Annotated in this window: 26 protein-coding genes; 24 read left to right on the top strand and 2 right to left on the bottom strand. The window is 53.3% G+C overall.

The annotated features are described in order from the left end of the window. Positions 1-94 precede the first annotated feature (94 nt). The 10 genes from IEV54_RS03975 to IEV54_RS03935 all read left to right on the top strand — a co-directional run bounded on the left by IEV54_RS03975 (position 95) and on the right by IEV54_RS03935 (position 6,894). A complete protein-coding gene (locus IEV54_RS03975) occupies positions 95-529 on the top strand; it encodes a hypothetical protein (protein WP_150279444.1) in 435 nt (144 codons plus the stop codon). A gap of 90 nt (positions 530-619) precedes the next feature. Further along, the gene (locus tag IEV54_RS03970) at positions 620-937 is read left to right on the top strand and encodes a hypothetical protein (protein WP_150279445.1); all 318 of its coding nucleotides are present in this window, start codon (positions 620-622) and stop codon (positions 935-937) included. 445 nt (positions 938-1,382) lie between these two features. After that, entirely contained in the window at positions 1,383-1,736 is a 354-nt protein-coding gene (locus tag IEV54_RS03965) for a hypothetical protein (RefSeq protein WP_150279446.1), read from the top strand. A 75-nt stretch (positions 1,737-1,811) separates the two neighbouring features. Beyond that, complete coding sequence (locus tag IEV54_RS03960) at positions 1,812-2,249, top strand: hypothetical protein (protein ID WP_150279447.1); 438 nt, start codon at positions 1,812-1,814, stop codon at positions 2,247-2,249. An 80-nt stretch (positions 2,250-2,329) separates the two neighbouring features. After that, complete coding sequence (locus IEV54_RS03955; RefSeq protein ID WP_188434308.1) at positions 2,330-2,689, top strand: hypothetical protein; 360 nt, start codon at positions 2,330-2,332, stop codon at positions 2,687-2,689. 86 nt (positions 2,690-2,775) lie between these two features. Then, positions 2,776-3,372, top strand: a complete 597-nt coding sequence (locus tag IEV54_RS17315) for a hypothetical protein (RefSeq protein WP_229734500.1) — start codon at positions 2,776-2,778, stop codon at positions 3,370-3,372. Positions 3,373-3,749: 377 nt separating this feature from the next. Beyond that, positions 3,750-5,243, top strand: a complete 1,494-nt coding sequence (zapE, locus tag IEV54_RS03950) for a cell division protein ZapE (RefSeq protein WP_150277134.1) — start codon at positions 3,750-3,752, stop codon at positions 5,241-5,243. 400 nt (positions 5,244-5,643) lie between these two features. Then, positions 5,644-6,066 (top strand): hypothetical protein, encoded by a 423-nt coding sequence (locus IEV54_RS03945; RefSeq protein ID WP_188434307.1) that lies wholly within the window; start codon positions 5,644-5,646, stop codon positions 6,064-6,066. A gap of 10 nt (positions 6,067-6,076) precedes the next feature. Next, positions 6,077-6,391: a HigA family addiction module antitoxin gene (locus IEV54_RS03940; protein WP_150277135.1), complete on the top strand. Its 315-nt coding sequence runs from the start codon at positions 6,077-6,079 to the stop codon at positions 6,389-6,391. Positions 6,392-6,480: 89 nt separating this feature from the next. Further along, positions 6,481-6,894 (top strand): GFA family protein, encoded by a 414-nt coding sequence (locus IEV54_RS03935; RefSeq protein ID WP_223825412.1) that lies wholly within the window; start codon positions 6,481-6,483, stop codon positions 6,892-6,894. A gap of 52 nt (positions 6,895-6,946) precedes the next feature. Here IEV54_RS03935 and IEV54_RS03930 read toward each other — a convergent pair whose 3' ends face one another. Continuing rightward, the gene (locus tag IEV54_RS03930; protein ID WP_150277137.1) at positions 6,947-7,384 is read right to left on the bottom strand and encodes a DUF3010 family protein; all 438 of its coding nucleotides are present in this window, start codon (positions 7,382-7,384) and stop codon (positions 6,947-6,949) included. 178 nt (positions 7,385-7,562) lie between these two features. Between IEV54_RS03930 and IEV54_RS03925 the strand changes: the two genes are divergently transcribed. Further along, on the top strand, positions 7,563-7,811 hold the full coding sequence (locus tag IEV54_RS03925; RefSeq protein WP_150277138.1) for a DUF3297 family protein: 249 nt from the start codon (positions 7,563-7,565) through the stop codon (positions 7,809-7,811). 117 nt (positions 7,812-7,928) lie between these two features. After that, positions 7,929-8,411 (top strand): YehS family protein, encoded by a 483-nt coding sequence (locus IEV54_RS03920; RefSeq protein WP_150277139.1) that lies wholly within the window; start codon positions 7,929-7,931, stop codon positions 8,409-8,411. A gap of 99 nt (positions 8,412-8,510) precedes the next feature. On the opposite strand, the gene IEV54_RS03915 is transcribed toward IEV54_RS03920, so the two are convergent. Continuing rightward, positions 8,511-9,986, bottom strand: coding sequence for an ice-binding family protein (locus IEV54_RS03915; protein ID WP_150277140.1), 1,476 nt, complete (start codon positions 9,984-9,986; stop codon positions 8,511-8,513). Positions 9,987-10,304: 318 nt separating this feature from the next. Here IEV54_RS03915 and metG point away from each other — a divergent pair, with 318 nt between their 5' ends. The 12 genes from metG to IEV54_RS03855 all read left to right on the top strand — a co-directional run bounded on the left by metG (position 10,305) and on the right by IEV54_RS03855 (position 21,834). Continuing rightward, a complete protein-coding gene (gene metG, locus IEV54_RS03910; RefSeq protein WP_150277141.1) occupies positions 10,305-12,362 on the top strand; it encodes a methionine--tRNA ligase in 2,058 nt (685 codons plus the stop codon). A 39-nt stretch (positions 12,363-12,401) separates the two neighbouring features. Then, complete coding sequence (gene rsxA, locus IEV54_RS03905) at positions 12,402-12,986, top strand: electron transport complex subunit RsxA (protein ID WP_150277142.1); 585 nt, start codon at positions 12,402-12,404, stop codon at positions 12,984-12,986. Positions 12,987-12,988: 2 nt separating this feature from the next. Beyond that, the gene (gene rsxB, locus IEV54_RS03900; RefSeq protein WP_150277143.1) at positions 12,989-13,567 is read left to right on the top strand and encodes an electron transport complex subunit RsxB; all 579 of its coding nucleotides are present in this window, start codon (positions 12,989-12,991) and stop codon (positions 13,565-13,567) included. Beyond that, positions 13,567-15,921 carry an electron transport complex subunit RsxC gene (gene rsxC / locus IEV54_RS03895; RefSeq protein WP_150277144.1) on the top strand — a complete coding sequence of 785 codons (2,355 nt, stop codon included), beginning with the start codon at positions 13,567-13,569 and terminating at the stop codon, positions 15,919-15,921. Before rsxB ends, rsxC begins: the two co-directional genes overlap by 1 nt. After that, positions 15,921-16,988 (top strand): electron transport complex subunit RsxD, encoded by a 1,068-nt coding sequence (gene rsxD, locus IEV54_RS03890; RefSeq protein ID WP_150277145.1) that lies wholly within the window; start codon positions 15,921-15,923, stop codon positions 16,986-16,988. Before rsxC ends, rsxD begins: the two co-directional genes overlap by 1 nt. Before the next feature lie 2 nt (positions 16,989-16,990). After that, on the top strand, positions 16,991-17,644 hold the full coding sequence (gene rsxG / locus IEV54_RS03885) for an electron transport complex subunit RsxG (RefSeq protein ID WP_150277146.1): 654 nt from the start codon (positions 16,991-16,993) through the stop codon (positions 17,642-17,644). Then, a complete protein-coding gene (locus IEV54_RS03880) occupies positions 17,637-18,350 on the top strand; it encodes an electron transport complex subunit E (RefSeq protein ID WP_150277147.1) in 714 nt (237 codons plus the stop codon). The genes rsxG and IEV54_RS03880 overlap by 8 nt, the downstream gene beginning before the upstream one ends. 7 nt (positions 18,351-18,357) lie before the next feature. Next, a complete protein-coding gene (gene nth / locus IEV54_RS03875; RefSeq protein WP_150277148.1) occupies positions 18,358-18,990 on the top strand; it encodes an endonuclease III in 633 nt (210 codons plus the stop codon). 111 nt (positions 18,991-19,101) lie between these two features. Continuing rightward, complete coding sequence (locus IEV54_RS03870; protein ID WP_150277149.1) at positions 19,102-19,284, top strand: PA3496 family putative envelope integrity protein; 183 nt, start codon at positions 19,102-19,104, stop codon at positions 19,282-19,284. A 191-nt stretch (positions 19,285-19,475) separates the two neighbouring features. After that, on the top strand, positions 19,476-19,694 hold the full coding sequence (locus tag IEV54_RS03865; RefSeq protein ID WP_150277150.1) for a DUF2061 domain-containing protein: 219 nt from the start codon (positions 19,476-19,478) through the stop codon (positions 19,692-19,694). An 89-nt stretch (positions 19,695-19,783) separates the two neighbouring features. Continuing rightward, a complete protein-coding gene (locus IEV54_RS03860; RefSeq protein WP_150277151.1) occupies positions 19,784-21,079 on the top strand; it encodes a serine/threonine protein kinase in 1,296 nt (431 codons plus the stop codon). 26 nt (positions 21,080-21,105) lie between these two features. Next, positions 21,106-21,834 (top strand): MlaA family lipoprotein, encoded by a 729-nt coding sequence (locus IEV54_RS03855; RefSeq protein WP_373286420.1) that lies wholly within the window; start codon positions 21,106-21,108, stop codon positions 21,832-21,834. The last annotated feature ends 45 nt before the right edge of the window (positions 21,835-21,879 follow it).

The following is a 21,879-nucleotide window of genomic DNA, read 5'->3' as shown; positions in this document are numbered from 1 at the left end:
TGCTAACAATCGCAGGCACAGCGACAGCTTTTTCGTTGCGGCTTCGCCTTCACTACAAAGCTGCGCGTGCTGCGGGCGTTAAACGGAATTACCTATGTTCGTCAGTAAAAAAGAACGCCTGTTATCGGCTGCAATACCGGCTTTTTTATTCGCATCGAATTACATTTCTGTATGGCTTCTATTAGTTACCCCAGCAATACTGTACTTTGTCTTCAGAAAACGCTCACTTAACTTCGCAAGCCTCACCGCCCTAAAAATATTCGATCTTACAATATCAATACTATTACTTGTCTTGGCGCTTGGATTAATAAATTCCGCCTTATTAATTGTAGCCAGAGACGGAGAGTTTACTATTCCAATAATATCTAGCGGCCTATCAAAAACAATAATCATGCTAATATCAGCAGGCTACTATCTAGTAAGTCTTATATTTTTCTTCATATTTTCATTGCGTGGAAAAGAATTTAACGCACCTGTATCAATAAAAATATTTGAAACATTAAGAGGTAAGCGTGCAGTTAACATCTAACAACTGGTTCAAACCGTTCGCTGCGCTCACTGGGACGGGCTAAAGCCGCCCCTTAACCAAACGTTAATAGGCTTATAGGGCTATTTGAGCATGTCTGAAACAGAGATAGCGGCGATGATAGTACTTTTCACAGGGGCAATACCTTGTGGGGTACTCGGCTATCTTGTCGCATTCAAGCAGAAGCGAAAGCTCATTGCTGGATGGGATGAATCTAAGGCCAAAAATCCTCAGGCATTCGCCGCTGTTGTGGGTTGGAGCCTTATTGTTCTGGCCTTTGCGCTGATGGTTGTGACAGTTTCGTGGGCTCTTGGGTTTTTATCAGAGTCAGAATTTGCTTTCCTACTCGTTGCGGTGGCCTTTATCCCAATACTGGGCCTGCTTTACGCAAGGCAGAAGTTTGGAGGTTAAGCCTATTAACAAGTCACTGCACGGGACCACTTCTCCGCCGCTCCGCGGCTACAAACCGGCCCATGAGTTCACACGTTATGTTTAGCATGGAAAAAATCCTAGGCGTGCTCGCAATCCTGTCGCTACTCTTTGGAGCCGTGTGGCTGTTCCTGACTATGTATGTGCTTCATTCCTCGGAGCAGAAGCATGGAAGAGTTAAAGGCTGGCTTCAGTTTTGGCCCTTTTACGCAGAAATGAAAATAAACTACCCCGCTAGTAGTCGGGCGGGTCGGTTGCTTTCGCTGGCGTCGCTTATCCTGGTACTCCCATGGCTTGCCGTAAAAACGTTCGGTGGAAGTTAGGATGTTAGGTGGCAAACATAACAATCGGCAGCACAGTGACCGATTCTCCGCCGCTCCGCGGCTACAAATCGGCACGTGTGCCGGGCGTTATGTGTAAATAGAGCATGGAGAAATTTCGAGTAAGACCTGGGTACAAATCGAAAGAGCTTTTAGTGGAGTTCTGGGGAGAGCATCGTGGCGCCAGCTTCCCTGATGTACAGAGCATTCTCGCTCAAGGGCTGCATGCTAAGCCTGCGCGACACCCATCCCTAGACGCAGCTGCTATCGCAATAGCTACGGATGAATTTGTTTCATTTTGGCGGTATGAAAATGGTGAATATGAACTGGATGATGATATATGGGCTTTTTTCATTCTTGCGCCTGAAAATAATGTTCAAGTAATTGCTGACATCGAGCGTGTACTGCTAGCAAGCGGCGAGTTCACGAAGGAAGAGGCTGATTTCAGTGAGTACACATAACCAAGCCATTAAATACGCTCCCTGCGGTCGCCGGACGCTCGTTCCTCGCGCCGTTTATGGCGGGCGTTATAAATCATGAAAAAATTTCTTCAAATATCAGGCATTATTTTTTGGATTCAGATCACTCTGATCATTATTTTCTTGATTTTCGCGACCCTCAGCTCATCAAAATATTACGATGAGCTAGCTATTTTTAGCCGCTCGCTACAAGCAGAAATATTCGATGAGCGTGACTGGACCAAATTAGAAGAGTATTTTGCTGAACCAATAATAAACGAGCTGAATACTGCTGACTATATAGTTAAGGCTCTGGATTCTGAAGGCAAATTGCTAGGCTGTGAATTTGAATCTTCTATAACTTCGTCATTTAATGAAACGGTTGCCGACACAACAGCGAGCTGCCGATATGAGGAGAACTCCTATCTATTCAGTCTTAGTATTTTGCGCAACGAGAATTCTTGGATAGTCACGAAGGCCAGAGTCACAAGTGATGCCTTTAAGATCGGGTTATAACAATTCGCTTTTGTCGGACAATTTCTCCACCGCTTCGCGGCTACAAAATTGCCGCAAAGCTCCGCGTTATAGGTAATCAGATGGATCAGGCTCAGGAGGCAATAATCTCAATGATTAGAGAGGCCGTTAGATCTAATCGCTGGGAGAACGAAAATTCACCAGGCTCTGCACGTATCAAAGAACTCATTGAATATGATGGCGCATGGCAACAGCTAAACGAGCTACCTGATGAGAACGCCAGAAAAATTTATCAAGACATTGCAAGTACCATCGAATTTGCGATGAATGACGACTGGCTGCCCGAAGAAATGTTAGCACTACCCTTATCTGAGGCAAGGTGCTTTCTTCGAGACATTTGGCCAATCATAAAAGAGCAAGGCTTGCTAGGCGCGGTACAAGATATAAAAGAATGTCATGCAAAGTACCGCGCAAACCTATAACAATCGCAGGCACAGCGACGGCTATTTCATTGCGGCTGCGCCTTCATTACAAAGCCGCGCGTGCTGCGGGCGTTAAACGGTGAAGCATGGAAAGCAGAGCTCGCAGAAAATATGCTTCGATGATGTTGGAGTGTCGCTATAGGGTAGAAACACTGCGTGACTTTACGTCCGGAAAAACACACTGCACCTATCTTCAGACCACGATTGAATCGGAAGCCCTTCAGTTACGGAAATTGCTTGAGCTGATTGCGTTCTCCACGCTCGTGTCATACCAAGAGGCCTATCGGTCTGTGAGAAGCGATATTGCGAAGGATTGGCATGCAGCAAGGATCTTGCGCAAGATTGAAGGCATTAATCCTGAGTTCTACCCAGTCCCAATAGACGGTTCTAATCGGCAAGGTTGGAAGAGATTGCAAGGTGGATACCTCACGAGAAAACAGTTCGAACGGCTATACGATAAATGTGGAGCTATGCTTCACTCGCAGAATCCGTTTTCGAAAGGGAAGAGTTCATTGGCCTTCCATAAGAAAGTACCTGAATATTTGGAGAGGATTGAGATCCTATTGTCAGAGCACCTGGTGGAGCTCGCTGAATCACGAGAGCTCATTCATGTGATCGCTCCGATGGAAGAAAATGCGCCAATCCAAGTCCGGCACTTAGTGCGGGAAACGAACCACGTTTAACAAATAGCGTAAGGCGGACGGCTTTCAGCCGCCGCTTCTCTTAGCGTTAAACATATAGAGGAATAGATCTAGTGTTATCACCTCGCACGATCCGACTGCTCCTAAGGCATTTCGATGCATTAGATGATGTGGTGGCTAGCCGACTCACACGTAAACGACCCTGGCAAGAGTAAGCTCTGACTGGGCTTCTGTGTGATTTACTAGATGCGGAAACCCGAGAGGAGGAAAGGGTCTCTTATACGCTTTCGCAACTCCTCGAAGATCTTGGGGAAACCGACGAGGTAAATTGCGAATAAGTCCCTAGACCTGAGACAATCGAAAGAAGCGGGAAGAAGCGGACTTGATCGTACTTTCCTTACCATGTTGATAAACTCACCATGTTGATGATGAAGATGGTGATGAAGAATATGGCAGCACAACATCGCGTTGCTCGGCGGTCCCTCCCGACAGGCCCCGTGACAGCGGCGTATGAACGCAAGGTGGATGTGGAGGAGATGCGACGAGATGACGCGCAAGTCGCTCTGGCGGCAAAACTCGATGCCCTGCATGAGTCTCTTTCCTCGCTCCAACCAGTACCCGTGCGCACCGACAGACCGACAGAGAGCAGCTCTACAAGCAGCAGTCCGCTGTTACTGTTACTGACGCGATCCTTGGCATCCGCTCAGTCCTTTCTTCGAAAGAAATTCCATTTGTGGTCTTTTGGTCCACCACCGCGAGGCATGTACATTCATGGACCGGTCGGGGTCGGCAAGAGCTTTCTAATGGATCTCTTTTACGCGTCGGTTAATGTTCCTGATGATTCTTGCTGTAATAATGACAGCCACAGCTTCAAACACGTAAAAATTACCAAACGCCGCGTCCACTTTCATGAATTCATGCTAGACGTCCATCATCGAATCTTTGTCTACAAACAGAAGCACCCACGAGATGATGCGATACCCATCATTGCGCAGCAATTGGCACAGGAAGCCCAACTCCTCTGTTTCGATGAATTTCAAGTAACAGACGTTGCCGATGCCATGATTTTGAAACGACTTTTTTTATTATTATTGGATTGGAATGTCGTGGTGGTGGCCACCTCGAATCGCTCCCCCGATGCCTTGTATGAGGGAGGCATTAACCGATCCCTCTTTTTGCCATTCATAGACATGTTAAAACACACGTTCGACATTATCTCCATGGAGGATTCCGCCAAGGATTATCGACTCGAAACTCGAGCTGATGGTCAATCCTATTTTTGGTCAAACAAGGATGTTCACGGCGTTAATAATAGTGATAACAACATGCAGGCGCAGTTGAAAGAAATATTTGGTGGCACTGCATCCGGAACTGAGGCCGAGGCCATTCGCGTACCCTTCGGTCGCACCATCCAGGTCGCCCGATTGAATGACCGGTGCGCCTGGTTTGACTTTTCCGAGTTATGCTACCAACCACTCGGCGCGGCCGATTATATTTCCCTCTGCGACCGATTTCAGGTCCTCATCATGGACCAGGTGCCGCAATTAGACGCCAATCACCTCGACGAAGCGCGACGATTCGTGACCCTCATTGACGTGTGTTATGAATCTCGCACCCGCTTGGTGCTAGCGGCAAAAGTCCCGCTCGATGAATTATTTGTCGAGTTTGAAGTGCAAGTTGAAAGCAGTGATGGAAATGAAGAGTTGTTTGTCAGTGAGAAGGGGGGGAACTCGAGTTCCTTTGCGACGACCATGATTCGCACCAAAGAGGGTGACCAATTTGAGTGGTCGGCGACGGGTCGAAGTGGCGTGTCACTGGCACAATTATCGGCCGCCAATGATCTCGTCTTTTCCTTTCGACGAGCCGCGTCTCGGTTGGTAGAAATGGGTGGAAAGGAATGGGGACGGCAATGACGAAAGCTCTTTACCTTGTAAACCATTGAACCTATGGCAGATTTTTACCTAGGGAACATGCGAATAAGTCCCTAATATGAAATAATCTGCCACAAATGATAACTCAGAAAGAACCCATCATGAGCCATCAACTTACTTTTGCAGATAGTGAGTTTTCCAACAAGCGTCGTAAAAAGTAAGCGATCCATAAACCCCATCTGCGTGGATCGCTTTAGATCAGTAAGTGGGTACTTGCCCGCAACGCCAAGGCAGAAGTGTTTCGTAATCCTCGGCGGACGCTGATGGAGGTGACTTTAATTTTTCGCACGCACGGATAAATAGCGGCGACGGTTACTTTCAGCTACTAGAGGAAATAATTTACGGAATTGATAAAGGGCTTAGGCCAATTATCCACTTTGACATGCACGGATCCCAAGAGCGCGGTTTAGATATTGGTATAACTGGAGAGCTTATTGACTGGGAATCGGTCATTGATAGCCTTAGGATTTTAAACATCAAGCTTAATAACGAGCTGGTTATTCTAATGACGGCGTGCCATGGCCTTCATGCAATCCTGCCAATTAGCTTTGAGAAAGTAGCTCCATTTTTGTGCCTAATAGCACCCGAGCAAGAAATTAAAATCGGGCGTATTGAAGACAGAGTTCCAGAATTTCATCGCGAGCTATTTTCCTCAGGCTCATTAGTTCACGCATGCCAAAAGCTCGGAAATGAGTTTAACTATTTTCATAGCGCAGAGTTTCTCTTTAAAACCCTAACCGGATATGTTTCCGTTTTGAAGATGGCGATGCGTATGAAGTCGAAGTGTGTGACTACCACTGAGTGAGGTGATGACTATGGCTATTCTTAATACTGCCGGCATGCAGCGCAAGCCAACTCATCCTGGCGAGATGCTGAGGGAGGATTTCCTTCCGGACTATGGGCTATCCGTTGCCGGGTTGGCTGAATCTCTGGGTGTTTCTCGCCAGTCAATTAATGAATTACTGCGCGAACGCCGTGCTGTCAGTCCTGAAATGGCGCTTCGGCTTGCCCGTTTGTTTGGTAATTCACCAGAGTTCTGGCTGAATGCGCAGCGTTCTGTTGATCTTTGGACGGCGGCTCAGACGATCAAAGAAGAAGTGGATCGGATCAAGCCCCTACATGCTGCATAACCAAGCCATGCACCGTATGCCAAAACCTCCGCTTCGCTGCGGTTCTGTCACCGGTGATGGCGGGCGTTAGTCCAGAACAGGAGATGCGCGTGTATACAGGCAATTGCTTGTGCGGTGGGGTTCACTTCCGGATTCAAGGGGAGCTGGAGCCCATTCAGGTGTGCCATTGTTCCCAATGCCGCAAAGCACAAGGCACAGCCTTCGCTACAAATACACCTGTGAAGGAAACCACTTTCCTGTTGGACGGCGGAGCTGAATTGCTTCGATCTTTCGAGGCGTCGCCGGGTAAACAGAGGGTTTTTTGCGGTAAATGCGGGTCGCCGATCTACAGCAAAAAAGACACTCTGCCTGGTGTGCTTCGCATCCGAGCGGGGCTCATCAATGAGCCGTTGGCAGCAAGGCCTGCGGCTCATTTCTATACTGGGTCAAAAGCCAATTGGTGGTCCATCAACGACGACCTGCCCCAGTTCGAGGCAGCATATGTTCCGCAAAAAGCCAAATAGCGGGTTTCAGTTCAGCGTCTGATCTTCTGCGGGGTTGGCGCTCTCAGGCTGCCTAGGCGGCGTATTTGTCTTTCATCAGATACGCATAGGCCGTATTGAAAGCAACCTCCTGGTAGACCTTGAGGTCGGTTTCGGCGTAGTCAATCTGTATCGGGTTGCGCTTCAGTGATTCCTTGATGTCGGTCGTGGACAGGATTATCACGTCCAGGTCGCTGATCAGTTCGATTGCCGCTTCCAGCTTGAAACCAACCGCACCGCCGGCAAATTTACCTTTCATCGGTCGCTGGCGAATAACCACCCTATCCACCTGGTAATCCTGCATCAGCTTGGCAAAGGTCTGCTGAAAATAGCGCAGCTCGCGTGTGCTGTTGATGTCTGTCAACGTCAGCCGCCTGGAGCGGAAATCCGGCAGCTCAAAGATGTCGTCAGACAGGGACAACAAACATAGATTCACATCATTACTGTTGATTTCAACGCCACACACTTTCATAGAGCACCCGATTTGGCTAGATCCGCGCATTGTAGCGCAAAATCCCTGGGCGCTATGGATGTTGCCGCCAAATTGCCGACTGCCCGGATTTGCGGCGCTGAAAACCTGGTTGGGGTGCTTGAGTGCTCGTTCCTTACTGTCTAAGATGTTTGACCCAATTCCAGCGCAGGACCTTCGCATGACCGATACTGATTCGCTACCTCCCTTACCCGATAGATTGTCGACCAATCCACGCAGCCCGCATTATGTGGAAGCCATTTTCGAACATAATGTTGGTATCAAGCTGAACGGCAAAGAACGCACCAATGTGGAGGAGTATTGCATCAGTGAAGGCTGGATAAAATCCCCTTCTCCCAAGGCGCTGGATCGTCGCGGTCAGCCGTTGCTGATCACATTGAAGGGCAAGGTTGAAGCCTTTTACAGCTGAGTGTTGTGCTGTTTCTGGCCTCCGCATCCACCGAGCAATAACGTCTTATATCAGTACAATCCAAGCCCCAAGCTACCTTCTGTAAACGTAGGCTTATCCAAGACCAGGGAATGCATTTTGACCAACAATGATATTTTGCGCCGCTTACGTTATACGTTTGATTTGAAAGACAGTGCCGTAATCGACATATGTGCCTTGGCAGATACTGACGTAACGCTAGAGCAAGTAGCTGGCTGGTTGAAGAGAGAGGATGACGATGGTTTCCTCAAGCTCAACGACCGCAGCATGGTCGCTTTTCTGAATGGCCTGATTATCTTCAAGCGTGGCAAGCGTGATGGAGTGCAACCACCCCTGGAAGAGCGGCTTAACAATAATATGGTTTTGCAAAAGCTGCGGATTGCGCTCAATTTACAGGCTGAAGACGTTCTGCATGTATTGGAGCTAGCCGACTTTCGTTTAAGCAAGCACGAATTAAGTGCTTTTTTTCGCAAGCCCGGCAATAAGAATTATCGTGAATGCCAGGATCAGATCCTGCGCAAGTTTTTGCTCGGCATTCAACTTCAATTAAGACCCGGCGAGATTGACCCGGAGCTGGAGTAAAATCCGGTGTGCTTCAGTCTGTTCTGTTGGTGTTTGTATTGAGCCAGAGCAATAAAAAAGGACCCCGAGGGGTCCTTTTTTCATTTATGACTACCAGGCTCAGGGCTGAGTAGCCGTTACCGCATCCAGTGTTACCAGAGTCTGTGCAAGTGCACGACCGTTAAAGGTAGCACCCGTTTCCATCACGATCTGGGTCTTGCTCAGCAAAATACCTTTGAGTGTTGCGCCTGTGCGCAGTGTCGCTTGACCAGACACCTGCCAGAAGATGTTTTCAGCCCGGGCGCCGCCTGTCAGTTGCACGGCTACGCCAGTACCCAGCAGAAGATCCTGTGAAATCTGCATGATCCACACATCGTTGGCGCCGCCATCAAAGGTGAAATCAGCTGATGCACTTACTTCGGTGCCCCACTTGTACAAACCGGGAGCGAAGATCTCATTGCTGATATCACCGGCACCCACTTCAGTGGCCGTTGGGTTGCTGCGCCCTGCCGCGTTATTGAAGGCCAGCTCCATATCGCTGATCGCAGTGGTCAGGTTGGTCGGTGTGGGTGAAGCCATGTTGGCGGCGTAGATCTTGCCCGTTACCAGTCCAGATTCGGAGAAGGTGTTGGACGAGTCACGTGTCTGCGCGAAGCCAGTGATTGCAGCTTCGTCGATCGGACTTACGCCGATATCACCCGTGATAGCGGTGACGCCGGTTGTAGTGATACCGGTCTTGGACAGAATCACGAAGTTGCCGGCAGTACCCAATGGGACCGGATCCGGGCCTTGAGCAAGCGCCTGCGCGACAGCTGTGGTGAAATCCACACTCTGGTTTGCTGCCAAAGCATTGGCCGGATTGGCCAGGTCAGTTATCGCGGTGGTCAGGGTCGCGGTGTACAGGGTACCAGGCAACAGGGCTGCGGTCGGATTGAAAACCGCAGTGCTACCGGTATAGCTCACCGTACCTGAAACCAACACGCCTGCTGTTTCCAGCGTAAAGCTGTCAGCAGTTACCGTGGTGGGATCTACGCTCTCGGAAAACACAGCGGTGATATCCCGATTGACCGGCACATCCGTTGCGCCATCAGCAGTACTGAAGCTGACCGTAGGTGCAACTGCATCTGCCGTGCTGCCCGTAGTGAACTGCCAGCTGAGATCTTCTTCCAAGGCGACGCCTAGAGCATCTTCGACGTCGGTAGTCAGAGTAGCTGTATACAGAGTGTCATCTGTCAGACCACTGTCCGGGTTGAAGATAGCAGTGCGTGTGGGCGCATCATATGAGACCGCACCGATGACCGCTGGACCGCTTTCGCCTTGCAACAGGAATGAGGTGCTGTTGATCGTGCTGCCGTCCATATCCTGGTTGAAGGTAACAGCCAGATTCTTGTTGCTGTCGACGCTGGTGCTGCCGCTGATCGGGCGGACTGCCTGGATCAGGTCGGAGTCCGCGATTTGCACCAGGGCTGGCGTGGTCGGGGCTGCAACATCAGAGCTGCTGCCACCGCCGCCACCCAGACAGCCTGCCAGAGCAAGACCTGAGAGCACGATAGCGCTGACCGCCAGTAACCTGGCGATAGGAAGAGATTTTTTCATGGAGATTACCTATGGTCGAATGCTGGCTGCCCGATAATCGGCAACCGCTTTCGGTGATGAGGAAACTCGAATCTGAAACAGACGCGCTCAATCCCTGATTGTTATCAGTAAAATTCAGGATTGGGAGATGGCGTCGGGATGGGAGTCTGGCGCAATATTCGCTTACCGAATCAGTTATACGCGCTATCCGAGTAAATAGGTGGGTTATTTCATGGAGACTCATCAGGAACTCTGCCGGGCTGCTGTGATACCCCCACCCCACCTACTCTGCTATCATTCACCCCTTTTTCATCCGTCCTCAACAGAAGCCGAATGTCCATGCCCAGCCTCACGACACCTCGCCAGATCCTCGTCACCAGCGCCCTGCCCTATGCCAATGGCTCGATCCATTTGGGGCACATGCTTGAATACATCCAGACTGACATCTGGGTGCGCTTTCAGAAGCTGCGCGGTAATCGGTGCATTTACGTGTGTGCCGACGATGCCCATGGTTCGGCGATCATGTTGCGGGCAGAGAAGGAAGGCATTACCTCCGAGCAGTTGATTGACAACGTAAAAGCCGAACACACAGCGGATTTCGCCGATTTTCTGGTCAACTTTGACAACTACCACTCCACACATTCGGAGGAGAACAAATACTTCTCCGAGCTAATCTATGCGCGCCTGAAAGAAGCTGGCCATATCAGCACGCGCTCGGTGACCCAGTATTTTGATCCCGAGAAGGAGATGTTTCTTGCCGACCGCTTCATCAAGGGCACCTGCCCCAAATGTGCGGCAGAAGACCAGTACGGTGACAACTGCGAGAAGTGCGGCGCGACCTATGAACCGACCGAGCTGAAGAACCCGCGCTCGGCGATCTCCGGCGCGACGCCGGTATTGAAGGATTCCAAGCATTTCTTTTTCCGTCTGCAGGACTTCAGTGACATGCTCAAGGAGTGGACGCGCAGCGGCACTCTGCAAGATGCAGTCGCGAACAAGATTGCCGAGTGGCTGGACTCCGGGCTGCACGAGTGGGACATCAGTCGTGATGCCCCCTACTTCGGCTTCGAGATTCCCGGTGAGCCGGGCAAGTACTTCTATGTATGGCTGGATGCGCCTATTGGCTACATGGCCAGTTTCAAGAATCTGTGCGAGCGGCATCCGGAGCTGAGCTTTGATGCCTTCTGGGCTGCCGATTCCGAGGCCGAGCTGTATCACTTCATCGGCAAGGACATCATCAACTTCCATACGCTGTTCTGGCCGGCCATGCTCGAGGGTGCAGGCTTTCGCAAGCCAACCGCGGTGAATGTGCACGGGTATCTGACGGTGAACGGACAGAAGATGTCCAAGTCCCGCGGCACCTTTATCAAGGCGCGCACCTATCTGGACCATCTGTCCCCGGAATACCTGCGCTACTACTACGCGGCCAAGCTGAGCCGCGGCGTGGAAGACATGGACTTGAGCCTGGATGACTTTGTACAGAAAGTGAATTCGGATCTGGTTGGTAAGGTTGTGAACATTGCCAGCCGCTGCGCCGGCTTTATTCACAAGGGCAATGGCGGTGTCATGGTTGCGGCCAACCCCGCACCAGAGCTGACTGAAGCCTTTGCTGCGGCTGCGCCGAGCATTGCCGAGGCCTACGAAAAGCGTGACTTTTCCAGGGCTATGCGCGAAATCATGGGCCTGGCGGACAGAGCCAACGCCTGGATCGCCGACAAGGCGCCCTGGTCCCTGAACAAGGTGGAAGGCAAGCAGGACGAAGTACAAGCCATCTGCTCCCTGGGTATCAACCTGTTCCGCCAGTTGGTGATCTTTCTCAAGCCGGTACTGCCGAAGCTTGCAGCTGATGCCGAAGCTTTCCTGAATGTGCCGGAATTGACCTGGAGCAGCCACGAGACACTGCTGGCCGATCACCAGCTCAACGCGTTCCGCCCACTGCTGACTCGTATCGAGCCAGCCAAGATTGAAGCCATGGTCGAAGCCTCCAAGGAAGATCTGGAAGCCGCCGCCAGTGAAAGCGCCCCCGCTGCTGCGGGCAATGGTGAGCTGACAAAGGAACCGATTGCCGAGGAGATCGATTTCAACACCTTTGCGGCAGTGGATCTGCGCGTGGCATTGATCGAAAAAGCCGAGTTCGTCGAGGGCGCAGACAAGTTGCTGCGTCTGACCTTGGATATTGGTGACGCCAAGCGCAATGTGTTCTCCGGAATCAAGAGCGCTTACCCGGATCCGGGCAAGCTGGAAGGCAGGCTGACGCTGTATGTAGCCAACCTGGCTGCGCGCAAGATGAAATTTGGCGTGTCCGAGGGTATGGTGCTTGCCGCAGGTCCCGGTGGCGAAGAGATTTACCTGCTCAGCCCCGATGCGGGCGCCAAGCCAGGCCAGCGGGTAAAGTAAGACCAGCGTTTCCCAGCGATCACACTATGGTTAGGTAAAATGACGGAATTTGCCCTCATCCTGGTCAGTACCATACTGGTCAACAATTTCGTACTCGTACAGTTTCTCGGGCTGTGCCCTTTCATGGGCGTATCAAGCAAGCTGGAGACGGCCATTGGCATGTCGATGGCGACGACTTTTGTGCTGACGCTGGCGTCGATCCTCAGCTACCTGACCTTCCAGTACATTCTGGTGCCCTTCGAGCTGGAATTTCTGCGCACCATTTCGTTCATCCTGGTGATCGCCGTGGTCGTGCAGTTCACCGAGATGGTCGTACACAAGACCAGCCCGCTGCTGTATCGCGTACTGGGCATTTTCCTGCCACTGATCACCACCAACTGCGCGGTGCTGGGTGTGGCGCTGCTGAACACCAACCGTGCCGAGCAGACCTTCATGAAGTCTGCGGTATACGGGCTGGGCGCAGCGCTGGGCTTCTCCTTGATCCTGATTCTGTTTGCCGGCCTGCGTGAACGCATCGCCATTGCCGATGTGCCCGCCCCGTTCCGCGGCGCAGCCATCGGTATGATCACTGCCGGGCTGATGTCCCTGGCGTTCATGGGCTTCACCGGCTTGATAAGGTTGTAGGCATGTCTGTCGTCATAACTGCAATCCTGGTCCTGCTCATACTGGCGTTGATCTTTGGCGCGATACTCGGTTACGCGGCCATCCGTTTTCGGGTCGAAGGCGACCCCATTGTTGACCAGATCAACGCCCTGCTGCCGCAGACGCAGTGTGGTCAGTGTGGTCACCCTGGCTGCAAGCCGTACGCTGAAGGCATCGCCAATGGCGGCGAGCCGATAAACAAGTGTCCGCCAGGCGGCGAATCAACGATCCAGGCCCTGGCTGATCTGCTGGATGTGGAAGTGCTGCCTCTGGACGCTGAACACGGCGAAGAAAAGCCGCGTACCGTTGCCTATATTCGCGAAGCCGAGTGCATTGGCTGCACCAAGTGCATTCAGGCCTGCCCGGTGGATGCGATCCTGGGGGCGGCCAAGCAGATGCATACCGTTATAGTCGACGAGTGCACCGGTTGCGATCTGTGTGTTGAGCCCTGTCCGGTTGACTGCATCGATATGGTGCCACTACCCACTACCACGCAGAACTGGAAATGGGACTACCCCCTGCCGCCGCAAGGCTTGATTGCTACTGACCGGGGAGCCCTCTGATGGAACAGCCGATTCGTATCTGGGATATCCACGGCGGCATTCACCCCGAGGAAAACAAACACCAGTCCGTGCAGCGCGGCCTGGAGACGCCACCACTGCCCAAGCGTCTGATTTTGCCGCTACTGCAGCACATTGGCGCGCGCTCAGAGCCCGTAGTGGCGGTGGGCGACTCTGTGCTCAAGGGCCAGATGCTGGCCGAAGCCAGCGGTATGGTGAGTTCAGCTCTGCATGCCCCAACCTCAGGCACGGTCACCGCAATCGGTCCGGCAGCCTTCCCCCACGCTTCAGGGCTGGAAGAATGGGCTATAACCCTGGAAAGCGATGGCAGAGACCAATGGACGACCTTGCAGCCCATTGTTGACTATCGCCAACTCGAAGCGCCTTCTCTGCTTGAAATTATCCGCACCGCGGGTATCAGTGGTATGGGCGGCGCTGGTTTTCCGACGTCCGTAAAGCTCAAGGCTCGGCCGGAGCAGAAAATCCACACCCTGATCATCAACGGTACCGAATGCGAGCCATACATTACCGCTGACGATACAGCGATGCGTTACCGGGCGCCGGAAGTGGTCTCCGGTATCGAGATCCTTATGCACATCCTCAAACCGGACGAAGTCCTAATCGGTATTGAGGACAACAAACCCGAAGCCCTCGAGGCCATGCGCCGAGCCGTGGGCGATAAGGCCATGCAGGTGGTGTCCTTCCCGACAAAATACCCCTCGGGCGGCGAGAAGCAGCTGATTCAGATCCTGACCGGCAAGGAAGTACCCAGCGGGGGACTGCCGGCCGATATCGGCATGGTGTGCCAGAACATCGGCACCATGATCGCGATCCATGATGCGGTTATTCTCGGTCAGCCGCTGATCAGCCGGGTGACTACCCTGACAGGCGCAGCCCTGAGCCGTCCGACCAATGTACTGGCTCTGATTGGCACGCCGATCCGTGATCTGCTGGAGTTTGCAGGTGTGCAGCCAGACAAGCTTTATCGCCTGGTCATGGGCGGGCCGATGATGGGATTTACCCTCCAGAGCCTTGACGCCCCGGTGATCAAGACAAGTAACTGCCTGCTCGCCGGTACCCGCGATGAACTGCCGCCGCCCCCCGCAGCACAGCCCTGCATTCGCTGCGGCTTATGCTCGGAAGTCTGCCCCGCCGCTCTGCTACCCCAACAGTTGCACTGGTTTGCGATGGGTAAGGACTACGACCAGCTCAAAAGACTCAACCTGTTTGACTGCATCGAGTGCGGGGCCTGCTCCTACGTTTGCCCCAGCAGCATTCCACTAGTGCAGTACTACCGTGCATCCAAGGCGGAAATTCGCGCGCTGGATCTACAGCAGCACAAGGCAGACCATTCCAAACAACGCTTCGAGCATCGCCTGCAGCGTCTGGAACGTGAAGCGGAGCAAAAGGAGCTGGAACGCCAGGCGCGTGCCGAGAAGGCAGCGCGGATGAAGGCGGCCAAGGAACAACAGGCGGTGAACGCAGCCAGTGTGTCCGGCGAAGAACAACCCGATGTTGCCCGTTTGGAAGCCAACAAGCCCACCGGGCTCACTGCAGATCAGAAGCAATTGAAGATCGCCGCTGCTACCGCCCAGATGGCGCTTAAAAAGGCCCGCAAGCAGTTGGCGAGCAATCCCGACAGTGACGAACTCAAAGCCCAGATACCCGAGCTGGAAAACGCCTGCGAGCAAACTCAACGTGCCTATGATGAGGCACTCGGTGAGACATCGGTCAAGACGGCCCCGCCTCCCTCCTCCGGGGCGGATGACGAAGCCAAGCGGCTGAAGATCGAGGCGGCCATGATCCGCGCTTCCCTCAAGAAAGCAGAGCGCGCCGCTGGTGAGTCGCCAACCGAGGAGCAGCAAAAGGAAATCCATGCCCTGCGTGAACAGGTGGCAACCGCAGAGGCACGCCTACCCCAGGTCGATACGCCGAAGAAACCGGTAGACGAGAACATAAAGAAGGCCAAGCTGGATGCCGCGATGGCAAAGGCAGAGCTGAAGAAGGCGGAGCGGTCACTGGCAGAGAACCCCAGCGACCCATCGCTGCAAGCTGGGGTGGAAGGCGCCAGGTCAAAACTGAACGACGCCTTGCAAAAGGTCGAACAGTCCGAGGCCAACAGCACAGTCCCACCGCCTGCCCGTGAGCGAGTCGACAAGAAACCGATAGACGACACCACGCGACAACTGAAAACTGACATGGCGATGGCCAAAGCTGCGTTCAGGAAAGCGGAGCGAGCCCTGCAAGATGGGCCTGATAACCAGCAACTGGAAGCCGAACTGACCGAGGCCAGAAAAGCGCTGGATAGCGCTGCCAAGGCCTTCGCCGATCACATGGCCAGCAAGGAGACCGACTGATGGCTCTGGTGCGTATGACCTCGCCCCACGCCAAGGGCAACAATCGCACGCAGACCATCATGCTCTGGGTTCTGGCTGCGACGCTTCCCGGTGTGCTGGCAATGACCTGGTTCTTTGGCTGGGGCACATTGATCAACATAGTGCTGGCAAGCGCTTTTGCTTTGGGTGCCGAAGTGCTGATCCTGCGAATACGCAAGCGTCCGATCAACTTCTTTATCAGTGACGGCAGCGCGCTGGTTACCGCCTGGCTCCTGGCCTTGGCTTTGCCACCCCTGTCACCCTGGTGGTTGGTGCTGATTGCTACCAGCTTTGCGATTGTGTTTGGCAAACAGCTATATGGCGGCCTGGGGCAGAACCCATTCAATCCGGCCATGCTCGGATACGCAGTAGTGCTCATCTCCTTTCCAGTGGAGATGACCACCTGGCCAGCCTGGCGTGGCGTAGGTGAAGCATTGCCGGACGTGCAGGCCACCCTGGGGTTACTTGAGTCTCTGCAGCGTGTTTTCTCAATTGGCGTTCAAGCGATCGATGGCTGGACGGCAGCTACACCGCTGGACGTTCTGAAAAACAACGACAGCCTGACCATGGCAGAGCTTGCATCGCAGCAGCCTGTTTTCGGCGCCTTCGGGGGCAATGTCTGGGAGTGGGTCAATCTTGCCTACCTGGCCGGCGGCTTATTGCTGATTTACAAAAAAATATTCACCTGGCACGCACCCGTTGGCATGCTCGGCGCGCTATTTGTCATGAGTCTGTTGTTCTGGGGTGGATCGGGTTCCGGCTCCAACGGGTCGCCACTGTTCCACCTGTTCAGCGGCGCCGCCATGCTGGGGGCATTTTTCATTGTCACCGATCCAGTATCCGGGGCAACCAGCAAGCTGGGACGACTGGTATTCGGTATGGGTGTTGGCGTGCTGGTGTATATCATCCGCGCCTGGGGCGGCTACCCGGACGCAGTTGCCTTCGCTGTGCTGCTGATGAACCTGGCCGCGCCCACCATCGACTATTACACCACTCCGCGCACATACGGCCATCGCAAGGCTGAGCGCGGCATGGGCAAGGTGGACTGACCATGCAAAATCCGCTTACCGCTGGCAGCTCGGTTGTTCGCAACAGCATCATCCTCGGGGTATTTGCGATGTTTACCGTGGGGTTGATCGCCGTTACCCAGCAAGGCACAGCAGAACGTATTGCCGAAGAAAAGCGCCGCATCCAGATGAGCGCCCTAACGCAAATCCTTCCCGAGGAGCAGCATGACAACGACTTGCTGGATGACACATTTGTCGTCAGCGACAAGGCATTTCTGAGCCTGCCAGCTCCGAGCGAAGCCTACCGTGGCCGTGTAGACGGCGAAGTAGTAGCTGTAATCCTGCCGGCGGTAGCGCCCGATGGCTACAGTGGGCGTATCGATCTGTTGGTGGGTATTCGTGCCGACGGCGAAATCGCAGGCGTACGCGTGACCAGTCACCGTGAGACACCCGGCCTGGGTGATAAGGTGGAGCTGGCCAAGAGCGACTGGATACTGGAATTCAACGGCACAAGCCTGACCATGCCCGCCCCTGAAAACTGGGGCGTACGCAAGGACGACGGTGCATTCGACCAGTTTGTCGGAGCAACAATCACACCCAGGGCCGTAGTCCAGGCAGTTTATCGCGCATTGCATTACTTCGAAGAACATCGCGCCACGCTGCTGGAAACAACCGAACAGGAGCCTGCCAATGGCTAGCACCAAACTCTCCCAGATTACCGCTCAAGGGCTTTGGCATAACAATCCGGGGCTGGTGCAGCTGCTGGGGCTCTGCCCCCTGCTGGGCGTTAGCAGCACGGCAGTGAATGGCCTCGGGCTGGGTATCGCCACCATTCTGGTTCTTGTCGGTTCCAACCTGGCGGTGTCGATCATACGCAGCGCTGTGACCGATGCCGTCCGGCTGCCTGCCTTTGTGATGATAATTGCCGCGCTGACCACCTGTATCGAATTGCTGATGCAGGCGTATACCTACGAACTGTTCCTGATCCTGGGCATCTTCATTCCGTTGATCGTCACCAACTGCGCGATTCTGGGCCGGGCCGATGCCTATGCCTCCAAGCATCCGATCCTGCCCTCGGTTGTGGACGGTTTCATGATGGGCCTGGGGTTCGCCCTGGTGCTGCTGGTCCTGGGCATGCTGCGAGAGCTGGTGGGCTATGGCACTCTCTTTGCCGGTATGGACCTGCTGTTGGGACCCATTGCAGCTGACTGGCGGATTGTTGTGTTCCCCAACTACAAGGATGTGCTTTTCGTGATCCTGCCGCCCGGTGCTTTCCTGTTCATGGGTCTGTTGATTGCCCTCAAGAACGTGATTGACGGCATTGTGAAGGAGCGGGCTGCGGCAAGGGCGGCAAAGCCCGCTGCGGGCGGCAAGCGGGTGCGCGTAACTGGCACGGTGAACTGAGCAGGATATGAACAAGCAAAAACGCCTGGAAATCTTTCAGCGGTTGCGCGAGGACAATCCGACCCCGACTACCGAGCTGCACTACAGCACCCCCTTCGAGCTATTGATTGCCGTCATATTGTCTGCACAGGCTACCGATGTAGGCGTGAACAAGGCCACTGCCAGACTCTACCCGGTGGCCAATACACCCGAGGCCATTTTCAGTCTTGGTGTGGCAGGCCTCTCGGAATACATCAAGACCATCGGGCTGTTCAATAGCAAGGCACGCAATGTGATTGAAACCTGCCGCCTGCTCATGGAAAACCATGACAGCCAGGTGCCCGATAACCGCGAGGCCCTGGAGGCTCTCCCCGGCGTGGGTCGCAAGACCGCAAACGTCGTCCTCAACACAGCTTTTGGTCATTCGGCCATGGCCGTGGATACGCATATTTTCCGCGTCAGTAATCGTACGGGCATCGCCAAGGGGAAGAACGTTCGCGAGGTTGAAGACGGACTGATGAAACATGTACCTAAGGATTTTCTGGTAGATGCCCACCATTGGTTGATCCTCCACGGACGCTACGTCTGCAAGGCGCGCACGCCACAGTGCGGGAGTTGTCGCATTGAAGATCTGTGCGAATACAAGCACAAAACCTCCTAGTAGCAAAACCTTCGCCCTCAGCTGTACTCATGATTGAAAAAATCTATTTCCGCTTGGCTCGATCAGCCGCTATAAGGTGCGCAAATGGCAACGTCACTGTGGAGTTGAGTCATGGCCAAAGCAAAAACCGAGATAGAGCTGGACGACGACGATTTCGTGGAAGAGGACGATACGCCTGATACGGATTCTTCAAGCAATTCCAAGAACAGTCTGACCAAGCGCCGACTGATAGATAACTACCTTGAAGAGCGCCGCTTGCAAAAGCAGTTACTGGACTTTGATTTCGAGGAGTAATTCTGCCGAGCAGTTGCGCTAGCGACTTCGACAGCGGCGGCGTGATCAGATATAAATATCTATCACACCGCTGACCCTTATAGATAAACATAATCAAACCCATCGTATAATTCTGTTTTGACAGCTTCAGTGATTCGTATACTCTCTGTTCATACGGGAATGATTCCCATTAACAGGATTTGGGGTATATCATGATCAAGACAACAACCTTCGCGATTATGCATTTTTTCATTGCCTTTGCCGTTGTATACGCAATGACCGGCAGCTTGCTGATCGGGGGTGCGGTTGCTCTCGTGGAGCCGGCAGTCAATACGGTCGCCTTTCACTTTCATGAAAAGATCTGGAAGCGGATAGAGCAGCGCGGTGGTGTCAATTTTGCTGGTCGGTTTCGCTCAGTCATTCGTGCCTGAAATAACCTGAATTACGCAATTTTAAGGGCGTTGAGGAACTAATTGCCGTATTTTGGGTACTACTTGTGAACCCGCCACGGAATAGCTCGATGCCCAGACTCCTTCTCTCCCTTTTCTTCGCCACTGTTACGCTTGGTGCACCAGCGGTAAGCGCCGACGATTTCAGCTATCCGGACATCAACGCCTTTCTATCTACTATCGGAGGAACGCCAGAGCCTCTGCGTGCCACAGTACCTAGTGAACCAGATATTCAGCAGGAAGACCTGCGGGTCAGGGTGATACCGGACCGCACACTCCCACCTGCTTTTGAGTTCTACAGTAAAATGGGCTTTCGCGTTGCCTGGCATGACGAGCCTGCACCCCTGGTCTTTCTTCTGGCCGGTAGCGGCTCGGGTTATGACAGCGCGCGTCTGGACTACCTGAAAGCGCTGTATTGGCAGGCCGGTATGCACGTGATTGTCATGTCTTCACCGACCAACTTCGACTTCATTGCTTCGGCTTCCACCAGCGGCCTGCCAGGCCTGGGCCAGAGGGATGCGCGCGATCTGCACACGGCAATGTCTGTAGCCCTGGAGCATGCACGCAACAAAACCGGGCTGGAGGCAACAGAGTTCAGGATGGTGGGGTTCAGCTTGGGAGCAATGAACGCGGCCTTCGTCAGCGAACTTGATGAACACCTGGGTCAATTCGACTTTACCCGAGTACTGATGCTCAATCCGCCCGTGAATCTGTACGACTCGATCAGGCGCCTGGATGCGCTATCCCACACCAACGTGCCGGGTGTAGACAGTACCGAAAGTTTCTACGAACACATTTTCGACAAGCTCTCGCGTTATTTTGCGCAGCGCGGTGATAGTGATATCGAGAGCACCGTATTTGAAGGCATTCAGACCTCTGAAGAGGCGCTGTCCGATGCGGAAATGGCCATGCTGGTCGGCGCCGTCTTTCGCTTTGCTGCGGCGGATCTCAATTTCATGGCCGACCTGATCAACGACAAAGGACGATACGCTCCTACTAACCAGCGTATTACAGTCAGCACTTCGCTTACTCCCTACCTGCGCCGAGCCCTGTTCTGTGATTTCAGCTGTTATGTGCGTAACCAACTGTGGCCTGACTGGCAAAGCCGCAATGCCGAGAAGACCATTGAAGACATGGCTTTTGAAACCAGCCTGCAAAGCATTGATGATCATATTTCCGGAAACACGCGCATGGCGGTGATTACCAATGCTGATGACTTCATTCTGACCCGGGAAGACTATCGCTACCTCGCCGACACCTTTGGAGAGCGTGCGTACCTCTTCCCACGGGGTGGCCACGGCGGAAACTTGCAACACCAGGAGGTGACTGCACGCATGTTGAGTTTTCTCGAAGGAGCCAAACCATGAGCCGGATTGCAATCAGCCTTGTTTGCATGTGTGCGGCGGGTAGCCTGCACGCTCAACAAAACGTACCCGAATATACCGATCCGCTTGAAGGCATTGTTATTCACGAGGGTAAGGGTTATCAGTTTGAGCGTTCCAGCCTTCGTGCGTTGAATGTCCAGGATCCGATTGAGGGATTCAACCGCCGTATCTACAGGTTCAACGCGCGCTTTGACGACCTGGTCTATCTGCCTGTGGTGAATACCTATGAGTGGGCTACACCCAGCTTTGTTCGGACGGGTGTTTCCAACGTTTTCAATAATTTGGGAGATGTTCCCAATCTGGGCAACAGTCTTTTACAGGGCAAGGTGCGCAAGAGCATGCGCACAACAGCCCGCCTGCTGTTCAACAGCACACTGGGTGTTCTGGGCCTGTTTGATGTGGCAAAGAAAATGGGGCTGCCACAACAGAAGGAGGACTTTGGTCAGACACTGGGATACTACAAGGTGCCACCAGGACCCTATCTGGTTCTACCGTTCCTCGGGCCCTCCTCCCTGCGCGATGCTACTGGACAGGCAGTGGACTGGACGTTTGAAGACTACGTGGAATTTCTCAACAACCGTGAAGTGAAAAACAACAATCCTTCGCTCTGGGCTCTTCAAGCTGTGGATTTGCGCTATCAGAATGAATTCCGCTACGGCGCCCTCGACAGCCCCTTTGAATACGATCAGGTGCGGTATCTGTATACCAAGCTACGTGAGTTGCAAATCAGCCAGTGAGGCAGTTGCAAGCTGCAAGCCTCAAGCTTCAAGCGGCAAGTTGTC

Origin of the sequence: Halopseudomonas salina (assembly GCF_014637955.1) — a bacterium.
GTDB lineage: Bacteria > Pseudomonadota > Gammaproteobacteria > Pseudomonadales > Pseudomonadaceae > Halopseudomonas > Halopseudomonas salina.
This window is presented reverse-complemented; position numbering and strand designations above follow the sequence as displayed.